The sequence below is a fragment of the Bacteroides sp. 1001136B_160425_E2 genome (assembly GCF_015559655.1).
Classification (GTDB): Bacteria; Bacteroidota; Bacteroidia; order Bacteroidales; family Bacteroidaceae; genus Bacteroides; species Bacteroides luhongzhouii.
The window spans coordinates 21,710-32,620 of the sequence record NZ_JADMQH010000031.1 but is presented as its reverse complement, the minus strand read 5'-3'; the positions used below and the strand labels follow the sequence as shown (position 1 = coordinate 32,620).

At 39.4% G+C, this 10,911-nt stretch carries 7 protein-coding genes; all 7 read left to right on the top strand.

Annotated features, from left to right (window positions below; translation table 11 throughout):
- On the top strand, window positions 1–228 hold a 228-nt coding region (locus tag I2I04_RS22105; protein ID WP_195655887.1), incomplete at its 5' end, for an AGE family epimerase/isomerase.
- 52 nt (window positions 229–280) lie between these two features.
- A complete protein-coding gene (locus I2I04_RS22100; RefSeq protein ID WP_195655886.1) occupies window positions 281–3,505 on the top strand; it encodes a SusC/RagA family TonB-linked outer membrane protein in 3,225 nt (1,074 codons plus the stop codon).
- Between the two features lie 18 nt (window positions 3,506–3,523).
- Window positions 3,524–5,185, top strand: coding sequence for a RagB/SusD family nutrient uptake outer membrane protein (locus I2I04_RS22095; RefSeq protein ID WP_195655885.1), 1,662 nt, complete (start codon window positions 3,524–3,526; stop codon window positions 5,183–5,185).
- Window positions 5,186–5,203: 18 nt separating this feature from the next.
- Window positions 5,204–6,901 carry a DUF5018 domain-containing protein gene (locus tag I2I04_RS22090; protein ID WP_195655884.1) on the top strand — a complete coding sequence of 566 codons (1,698 nt, stop codon included), beginning with the start codon at window positions 5,204–5,206 and terminating at the stop codon, window positions 6,899–6,901.
- A 94-nt stretch (window positions 6,902–6,995) separates the two neighbouring features.
- Entirely contained in the window at window positions 6,996–7,994 is a 999-nt protein-coding gene (locus I2I04_RS22085; RefSeq protein ID WP_195655883.1) for a phosphodiester glycosidase family protein, read from the top strand.
- A 54-nt stretch (window positions 7,995–8,048) separates the two neighbouring features.
- Window positions 8,049–9,452, top strand: coding sequence for an alpha amylase family protein (locus I2I04_RS22080; RefSeq protein WP_195655882.1), 1,404 nt, complete (start codon window positions 8,049–8,051; stop codon window positions 9,450–9,452).
- A 22-nt stretch (window positions 9,453–9,474) separates the two neighbouring features.
- Entirely contained in the window at window positions 9,475–10,908 is a 1,434-nt protein-coding gene (locus tag I2I04_RS22075; protein WP_195655881.1) for a calcineurin-like phosphoesterase C-terminal domain-containing protein, read from the top strand.
- Window positions 10,909–10,911 lie beyond the last annotated feature (3 nt).

Below are 10,911 nucleotides of genomic sequence, written 5' to 3'. Positions count from 1 at the left end.
TTGTTGAAAGGCTATCAATTGACGGGAGACAAACAATGCCTGGAATGGTTTGAAAAAGTACATGACTATACATGGACACATTTCAAAGATACCAAATATCCCGAATGGTATGGATACCTGAACCGCAGAGGAGAAGTGTTACTCCCACTCAAAGGAGGAAAATGGAAAGGGTGTTTCCATGTACCAAGAGGGTTATATCAATGCTGGAAGGTATTGGAACAGCTATAAACAATAACGGATATGTTAACCAATCTATATTAATAATCTAAAAATTAATTCTATGACAGAGTTTAACTCAAAAATCAAGAAGAACTCTCGTATATTGAAAATATTTATATTTTCAATATACGCACTATTTGCATGTGCTATCAGTAGTCATGCACAGAGTTTAGTGAAAGGAACTGTTACTGATGGTATAGGAGAACCCCTACCAGGAGTAAGTGTTGTCGTAAAAGGAACTACCAATGGCACAATTACAGATGTAAATGGAAAATACAGCATTCGAGCCGCCTCAAAAGACATCTTATCATTCTCATACGTTGGAATGACAAATCAGGAAATAAAGATAGCAGGTCAGACGACCATTAATGTGGTTATGAAAGATGATGTAGCAGCTTTGGATGAAGTGATTGTTGTCGGATATGGTACTGCTAAGAAGCAATCTTTAACCGGAGCCGTATCTGCGGTGAAAGGTGATGAACTGCTGAAAGCACCGGCAACCAATGTGTCGAGCCTTTTAGGCGGACGCTTGCCAGGTATTTCATCTGTCCAAGTATCTGGTGAGCCCGGCGACGACCAAGCTACATTACGAGTTCGTGGCTCTATTTATAATGTAACTTATATAGTGGACGGAATGCCGCGTTCTATTAATGATATTGATCCTAATGATATCGAAAGTGTATCAGTTTTGAAAGATGGAGCTTCTGCAGCTGTTTATGGATTAAAAGGAGCCGGTGGTGTTATTATCATAACCACAAAAAAAGGTCAGGAAGGAAAATCCAAAATCACTTATAATGGTTCGATAGGAGCATCTATGAATGCAAACTTCCCGCAGTTTATGAATGGACCTCAATTCGCATACTATTATAATATGGCTGACATGATGGATAAAATGGCTAATGGAAGCATTTCAGACATTAGTCAATATAATCCCGTTTTTACAAAGGCGAATGTGGAAGCAATGTTGAATGGTGATCCAACTGACGGATGGGATAATGTTAACTATATTGATAAAGTATTCGGAACCGGTATTAATCAGAAACACAATGTAACCATACAGGGAGGTAGTGACAAGATGCGTTACTTTGCTTCTGTAGGTTATTTAGGTCAAAAAGGTAACATTGACAATTTCTCTTACAAGAGATATAATTTAAGAACTAATATCGAGACTCAACTGGCTAAGAACTTTCAGTTAAGTTTAGGTATTGCAGGAAATGTCGGTAAGCGTGAAACTCCGGGATATGCTTCGGGCGGTACAGATTCTAATTCCGAATTGGGTGAACAAGGCTGGTTGTCAGTAGCACATCAGACTATAATGATGCATCCATATTTGCCGGAAACATATGACGGACTTTATACTGCTACCACACAGAATAACACAAGTCTGCCCAACAGTCCGTTGGCTGCTATTTATGAATCTGGATATAAGCATACTAATAGCTTTGATTTACAGACTAACATCTCTTTACAATATAATGTACCTTGGATTAAAGGCTTGAGCGTGAAAGTAACCGGAGCTTATGACTATACAACTTCTCATAATAAGAATCTGAATACGCCTTATTCTACATACATATATAGAATGCCGACTTCAACAACAGATTGGACTTGGTCTAAAGCAGATGATCCCCGTGGTACAGCCAATGGAATAAATTTAGGTGAAGGACAATACAGCTCTCATCAAATGGTAGGTCAAGGGAGTATAAACTATGCAAACTCCTTCGGAAAGCATAATGTGGAAGCAATGGTATTAGCGGAAATCCGGGACTATAAAGAAAATAGCTTCTCCGGATATAATAAGAATATGAGTTTCTCCGAACTTCCTGAATTAAGTTTTGGCCAGCCGGCTGACTCCCCAATCTCGGGCTACAGTGATGCAAATCGTAGCATTGGTTATGTTTTCCGTCTGAAATATGACTATGACAATAAGTATCTCGCAGAATTTACAGGTCGATATGACGGCTCTTATAAATTCGCGGGTAACGTCAGTGGAAAACGTTGGGCGTTCTTTCCATCAGCATCTGTAGCATGGAGAATATCCAAAGAAAATTTTATGTCTGATTTGACATTCCTGGATGACATGAAGATTCGCGCATCCATTGGTTTGTTAGGAAACGATGCAGTGAGCCCATATGCATTCCTTAGTACTTATAATTTGATGGATAGCAACAAAAATGCATACCAGACAATTTTGAATGGAAAAGTAATGCAAGCATTGCGTGCTTCTGTTATAGCTAATCCTACTCTGACTTGGGAGAACACTTTAACCTACAATGCAGGTTTTGATTTTACCATGTGGAATGGTCTGTTAGGTGTAGAATTCGATGCATTTTATAATTACACCTACGATATCCTGACAGCAATGGGAGGTGATTATCCACCATCCATGGGAGGATATTATTATACTTATGCCAATTACAATAAGGTAGATAGTAAAGGAGTTGAAATAACGGTGAGTCATCGTAATAAATTAAATTTGGCAGGTAAGCCATTCTCTTATGGTGCGAGCTTCAATCTGACATTTGCAAGAAACCGCTACCTCCGCTATCCGGATAGCCCTAATACAGTAGAATGGAGAAAACGTACAGGACGTAGTGTAGATGCCTCTGTTGTGTGGATTGCAGATGGTCTATTCCGCTCGGAAGAGGAAATAGACAATTCAGCCTGGTATGGCACTCGTCCTAATGTAGGTGATATCAAGTATAAAGATCTGAATGGTGATGGTAAAATTGACGAAGATGACAGAACACGTGTTGGACGTGGTAATCGTCCGGAACTGACTTACGGTTTGAACTTGAACTGCGCCTGGAACGGATTCGATTTAAGTGCACAATTTACTGGAGGTGCATTGTTCGACGTATCATTGACGGGTACTTATTATAATGGTTATGACGACAACACTGTATGGACACAGGCATTTAAAGAAGGTGCCAACTCACCATTATATTTAGTTCAGAATGCATATACAGTAGAAAATCCGAATGGAACATTCCCACGTCTTACGCTAGGTAATCAAGGACATGGAGGAGATAATGGATTAGCTTCCACTTTCTGGTTGCGTAACGGTAGATACCTTCGTCTCAAATCCGCACAATTGGGTTACACATTCCCCAAGAGATGGATGAGTCCTGTCGGCATTCAGAATCTTAGAATTTATGTAGAAGGTTCTAATTTATTTACGCTCTGCGGTCTTCCTGATGGAATCGATCCTGAATCTCCGGGAGTAAATAACGGATATTATCCTCAACAACGCACCATTATGGGCGGTATCACTTTGACTTTCTAAACCTTTAAAAGTTCTATTATGAAAACAAAAGTATTAAGTATCATATTGTTGGGAGCCTCTTTAGGGCTTGGCTCATGTAGTGATTATCTGGACATGACTCCAACAGATAGAGCATCAGATAAACTTGTATGGAGTAAACTCGATTATGCAGAACAGGCAGTCAACGATTTTTATCGCTATATAGATTATTTAGGAGTCTATCGGGACGGACAATGTTTAGCGGGAATGACAGAGGCTTTGACAGACCAGCTTAAATATGGTTCCTATAATTATATGTCCAAATGTCAGATTCCTAGTGAAATAGCTTATGGAGGTTCTGTTCTCACAGTGAATTATGTTAGTACTTACCTGGGCAATTGGACGACAATGTACGAATATGTGCGCCGTGTCAATGAAGGTATCAATAAATTAAAGAAATATGCTTCATTTGGTCAGACTGATGAAGAACGCTTGGAAGCTGAAATGCGTTTCTTCAGAGGGTATCTCTATACTGATTTATTGAAACGTTATAAAGAAGTGATTATATACGATGAAAATTTGGATAATATAAAAAAGGATATGCCGGTTAGTTCGGAAGCCGACGGATGGAACTTTGTATATAACGACTTAAAATATGCCGGTGAACATTTGCCTGTTGATAAAACTCCTAACGGACGTCTTACTAGCGGAGCAGCTTATGCAATGTTATCAAGAGCCATGTTGTATGCAGAAAGATGGGATGACGCTCGCATCGCAGCTGAAAAGGTGATGGGAATGGGGTATGAACTAGAAGCAAAAGAAGACTATTCAAATGCTTTTAAAGCAGGAAGCAAAGAAGCCATTTTACAATATTGTTATGATAAGAGTTCCACTGTGACTCATGACTTTGATGGATATATGGTTCCTGGAGGTGATAAAGCATTGGATGGCAATTCCATGACTGGTGGATTCGGTACTCCGACACAAGAGATGGTTGAATCGTATGAATATGCAGATGGTAGTGGCTTCCCCGATTGGAGTGCATGGCATACTGCTGAAGGTACTACAACGACTCCTCCTTATGATAAACTAGAACCACGCTTTAAAGCTACCATTCTTTATAATGGAGCAACATGGAAAGGCAGAACAATAGAATCTTTCGTAAACGGTACTGATGGTTGGGCTGCATGGAAAACAGATACTAAACCAGAAGGACGTTCTACTACCGGATATTATCTACGTAAATTGGTAGATGAAGATCATAATTTTACTTCCGTACAAGCCAGTACACAGCCATGGACAGAAATTCGTTACGCAGAAGTCTTATTGAATCATGCAGAAGCCTGTTATCATCTGAATGGCTATACAGATAAGGCAAATAAGGATATAAAAGACATTCGTAACAGGGTGGGATTGTCTTACACAGACAAAAGTGGGGATGATTTAATGAAAGCCATCCGTCAGGAACGCAAAGTGGAACTTGCTTATGAAGGACATTATTATTGGGATATGCGTCGTTGGAAATTATCTGCGACAGCATTTACCGGCATTCGCCTTCATGGAATGAAAATAGAAAAAAATGCAAATAGTTCTTTCACTTATATCTATACAGAATGTGATGATAAAGATCGTAATTTCCCGGCTAAGATGTATCGTTTCCCAATGCCACAGGCAGAGTTGGACAATAACGGTGCGGTAACTCAATATGCAGAATGGCAATAAATCTAAAATGAAAACATTATGAAAAAGAATATACTATATCTATTATTAGGGGTTTTGGCTCTCACGACTTCTTGCCAGGATCCGGAATATGTGCTTCCTACTGCGGACAGACAGGGAATCACGAGCTTGACTGCACTCTTTACTTCTGGGCCATACGTGGATAAAGAAGCTGTGGTGTATACTATTGCAGATGCTTCTGTAGATAAGTATGTAATTCCTATGCCGTGGTATTATCCGGAAAATAGTGATAATGAAACTTCAGAATATATGAAGACGATGAGAGTTCAGGCAAAGTTGGCACCCAACTGTACTATTGAACCGGTTCTTTCAATTCTGGATCTGACTAAAGAGAATTATTTCACTTATACAGACGCCCAAGGATATAAGAAACAAATCTGTATCACAGGTGAAAGAGTCAAGTCTACTAAATGTCAGTTATTAAGTTTCTCAATACCGTCTGAAGACATTACAGGTATTATTGATGAAGACCACAAAACCGTATCTTTAATCTCTGCGGAAGATTTATCTTCTTGCTTGGCAGATTATTCATTGTCAGCCCATGCGACCATGTCACCGGATCCTAAAACAGAGTCTCTTAATTTTAATTCGCCTGTTGAACTTACAGTGATTGCTCACGATGGAGTGACAAAGCAAACTTATACTGTTCAAAAAGCAGTACCGGATAAGATTCCTTACGGATACAGAAAAGGTAGTGAGACAGAATTATTTAAATTGGATATGGGAGTCATCGGATTACCTTGGACTGCTGCAAATGCACCTTCTTTGGCTGTTACCGGAAATAATTTGGTGGTTTGCCTGGGTGATGGTGCCACAACTCCTGCATATTATAATGCATCTACAGGAAATAAGATTGGTAATGTAACTTTGGGTAGTGTGAATGTTGCATCTTTAGGATGTATGACAAGTGATAGTAAGGGAAATATATTATTAGCAACGAAGGCTACTAATGGCAAGTCTTTCTCTATCTATAAGACTTCTTCTGTTACGACAGCTCCGACTTTATTGACTACTTATACTAATAATACAGGTTTAGATATGGGTACGAAAGTATCTGTTCAAGGAGATATTAATACCAATGCCTCTATTATTGCCACTTGTGACGGAACAGCCAGTTCAGGTTCCAATAAGTTTGTTCGTTGGATTATAACAGATGGCGTATTGGGAAGTCCTCAAGTTATCTCAGTAAACGGTGTAGGTAATTGGGGAGCTCCCGCATCAAACACTAAAGTTGTGACTAAAGGAACTACTGCTCAAAGTGATTATTTCTTGTCATATTATGATCCTAACATACTTCATTGGGTGAATGGAGCAAATAATAATGCAAGTAAATCTCTGGAAGACTCCGACAATGGTAACTCTTGGGCAATGAATAACAACTGTCTGGATACAAGAAGCTTTAATAATGCGCAATATCTTGTATTGGTATGTACAGCTCATTTCCCGCAATGGGGTGGAACTACATGCTTATATATGTATGACGTAACATCAGACGGATCATTCACGGGTACGATATCTACTTCGGATGCTCTGTCATTCAATCCTTCACTTTCCTCATACAATTCATCCGATGGTATAGCTGCAACAGGTGATGTACTGCTTGCTCCGACAACAGATGGATATAAACTCCGTGCTTACTACGTGGATAACAACTGTAAGGTTATCGGAGGATATGAGTTTGATTGTATCGACAAATAATTAATTGATCTCTTTATCTCATATATGATGAGAAAGTATCTATTCATCATATATGGGATAAAGAAATCTGTAAATCATTTAAAGGAGTAGCTATATGTCAACAAAGAAAAAAATGTTATGGTTATTATCATTACTGCCGTTTTTCATAGCATGTGGTGATGATAACACTGATATTCCGGATTGGCCATGGGCGGAGCCGGAGACTCCAACTGAACCTGTTGAAGCCAATCCTGATATTGTAAATTTAGGCTGGACCAATGTGAAAGACACTTATGGAACTTTGCCTGAACATATCAATGTATATAAATCACCGGAAACATTGGAAGGCAAAAAAGCGATAGCTTATATTGCGGTAGGTGATATGAGTAAGGCAGCATTTGGTGTATTAGGAGAAAAGACCGGATTGAAAAAGCCAAAAGAATTTTATGAAGAGAACAACTCCACAATTGTAATCAATGGAGGTTTCTTCTATGAGGGTTCATTAAGCCTGATATGGCGTAATGGCGAGATGGTGTGTAAGAACAATGATGTAACAACAGAAGATTGGGTTAACGGCCCATTCTGGTATCCTGTATTAGCTGCATTCTGTGAAATGAATGATGGTTCATTTAAATCAATGTGGACTTACACCACATTATCCAATGTCACTTATTGGTATTCGGAGCCATCACCTGTGAAATCAGAAACAACTCCTGATGAAAGCTTTCCATCTACAGGAACTGTCTTAAATGCTAAAACAGGAATAGGCGGTGGACCTGTACTTCTATTGGATGGGAATATTAAAAATACATATGAAGAAGAGATCTTATCAGACATTGGCGCCACTGCAAACAGACCACGTTCTGCTATTGGCATCACAAATGATAAAAAAATGATTCTTTTTGTATGTGAGGGAGATGGAATGACAACAGGAGTTGCTGGTATGACTACCGAAAATGTAGCTAACATCATGAAAGCACTGGGATGTACGGATGCTATCAATCTGGATGGCGGTGGTTCCAGTTGCATGTTAGTCAATGGACAAGAGACTATCAAAACAAGTGACTCTAGCGGAGACGAGAGATCCGTAGCATCAGTAGTTACTCTTAAATAAAAAAATAGTACTGCGAATCTATCGGCAGTATCTACCTAATAAAACAAGTATCATATGAGAAAATTTCTAAAAATACTAGCATTGACTTTCTTGGGAGCGGTTACAATAACCTCCTGTAGTGACGATTCTGATGGAATTCCCGGATGGCCGTGGAATGATAATTCGACAGAAAAACCAGAAGAGCCAGATGTCAAAGAAGCTAAACCACGATATATTTGGATTGATGCGGCTGCCAATTTTCCGGACTATGCCAATAATAAGGAAAACATAGCCAAAGATATGGCAAAGATAAAAGCGGCAGGTTTTACTGATATTATTGTCGATGTACGTCCCACTACGGGAGATGTATTATTTAATACTGATGTCGTAGATCAGGTGAAGCGTATGGATGTATGGGGTAATTCAGGGTATAGTTATTATGAGCGAACCGAAACTTGGGATTACTTACAAGCATTTATTGATGAGGCTCGTAAACAGGAATTAAAAGTGAATGCATCTATCAATACCTTTGTAGGTGGCTATTTATGTCCGTACAATTTAGGGCATGATGGAGTACTATTCCGTGATGATTCAAAAAAGGGATGGGCTAGTGTAGCTAATCTGGCTGATGGGCTAACGAATACAATGGATTTGTTGGATGATGGAGTTGATTATGGAGCAAAATTCTTCAACCCGGCTAATGACGATGTACAAAATTTTGTTTTACAGTTGTTGGCAGACTTGGCTAAATATGATTTGGACGGCATCATACTAGACCGTTGTCGTTATGATGATTACGGTTTAGAAAGTGATTTTTCAGATATCTCCAAACAGAAGTTCGAAGAATACATCGGTGAAACTGTAGCCAACTTCCCGGCAGATATTATGGCACCCGGTACGGATGAAATACCTTCTGACCAGCCTGTCTATTTTAAGAAGTGGTTGGAGTTCAGAGCGAAAGTTATTCATGATTTCATAGTAAAGGCACGTGAGAAAGTTAAATCAGTCAATAACAATATCAAGTTTGGAGTTTATGTCGGTGCCTGGTATTCAACATACTATACATCAGGTGTGAACTGGGCCAGCCCTAAATACAACACTTCCGCTTATTATCCGAAATGGGCTACTTCCGATTATAAGAATTATGGATATGCGGACCATTTGGACTATATCTTTTTGGGTGCCTATGCTTCCGTGAACAATATATATGGAAGCGGTGAATGGACCATGGAAGGTTTTTGTAAGAATGGACGTGAGCTGTTACAGGGAGATGTACCTTTTGCAGGTGGACCGGATATCGGTAACAGTACCGGATGGACTGACGGAGGACAATCTGCAAAAATACCGGATGCTATTGATGCTTGTATCAATAACAGTGACGGCTTCTTTGCTTTCGACCTTTGTCACGTTAAGAAATACGACTATTGGAACGCTTTTAAAACAGGCTTTAATAAATACCTGAAATCTATCGAAGAATAAGGTTTGAACTAACCAACTAATTATGAAAATATATTTATTACAATTCTTTTTATTAATAGGTCTGGGCTTGAATTTACAAGCCCAGATTCCTTCTAACCCAATTCGTGGGAAAGTGACTTGTAATGGGATAGGAATCCCGGGAATAGTAGTTACCGACGGAATAGACTGTATGCTGACTGACCAACAAGGCCAATATACTCTTCCTCCTAACAGGGATGTTCGTTTCATCTATTTATCCACTCCTTCCGGATATTTACCGAAAACAGAACAAACACTCCCTGTGTTCTATCAAAAGCTGGACCCTGCCAAGCAAGGTGTTTACGACTTTGAATTGGTAAGAAATCTGCAAAATGAAATCAATCATCTGTTTTTAGTGCAGGCAGATGCGCAGGTAACTTCCGAGGATGACGTAAAAGCTTATGCAAAATACCTGCAGGACATGAAAGAATATATTCGTCCGTATACAGGCAAAAAAGAAGTATTCGGCATCGATTGCGGGGATATTGTAGGTGACACTCCTTCTTTATATCCTTCCTATATAAATACGGTATCATCATTAGAAATTCCCATTTATCGGACAATCGGTAATCACGACATGACGTATGGAGGACGTACTTTTGAATACTCTTATCGCACTTTCGAAAGTTATTTCGGCCCTATCTACTATTCTTTTAATAAAGGAAATGCGCATTATATTGTACTTGATAATTGCTTTTATGTCAACCGTGACTATCAATATATAGGTTACATTGATGAACGTACTTTCCAATGGCTGGAGAAAGACCTCTCTTATGTGCCTAAAGACAAACTTGTCTTTGTAGTAATGCACATTCCTTCCAGTCTTGAGAAGAAGCTAAGATATAACACGCTGGATCAAGATGAAACGGTCAACACAGCTGCACTGTACGAATTATTGGAAGGTTATAATGCCCACATCATTTCTGGACATACACATTTTAATGTGAATGTATGCTTTAATGACTCATTAATGGAGCATAACACGGCTGCCGTATGCGGTACCTGGTGGCGTGCGGACATCAATGTGGATGGTACTCCGAGGGGGTACGGAGTGTATGAAGTAGATGGGAATCAAGTGAAATGGATTTATAAAAGTGCAGGCTACCCGAAAGAGTATCAGTTACATGTATATCCGGCCGGATCATCTGACGAGCACCCTTCCGATATAATTGCTAATGTATGGAACTGGGACGAACAGTGGAAAGTGGAATGGTATGAAAACGGAAAACGAATGGGAGAAATGCAACGCTACAAAGGATATGATCCCGCAGCCAAAGCAATCTGTTCTGACAAAGAACAGGTGAAATATGAATGGATTTCCCCTGTTCTTACCGAACATCTTTTTCATGCTACTCCCCGCAATAAGAATGCTAAAATGGAAGTGAAAGTGACAGATCGCTTCGGCAACGTGTATACTAAAGTTATAGAAAACAAATAAGGA

Bases quoted from the DNA above. Each gene is read 5' to 3' on its own strand.
- I2I04_RS22085 (WP_195655883.1), top strand. From the start codon at position 6,996: ATGTCAACAAAGAAAAAAATGTTATGGTTATTATCATTACTGCCGTTT.
- I2I04_RS22090 (WP_195655884.1), top strand. From the start codon at position 5,204: ATGAAAAAGAATATACTATATCTATTATTAGGGGTTTTGGCTCTCACG.
- I2I04_RS22095 (WP_195655885.1), top strand. From the start codon at position 3,524: ATGAAAACAAAAGTATTAAGTATCATATTGTTGGGAGCCTCTTTAGGG.
- I2I04_RS22100 (WP_195655886.1), top strand. From the start codon at position 281: ATGACAGAGTTTAACTCAAAAATCAAGAAGAACTCTCGTATATTGAAA.
- I2I04_RS22080 (WP_195655882.1), top strand. From the start codon at position 8,049: ATGAGAAAATTTCTAAAAATACTAGCATTGACTTTCTTGGGAGCGGTT.
- I2I04_RS22075 (WP_195655881.1), top strand. From the start codon at position 9,475: ATGAAAATATATTTATTACAATTCTTTTTATTAATAGGTCTGGGCTTG.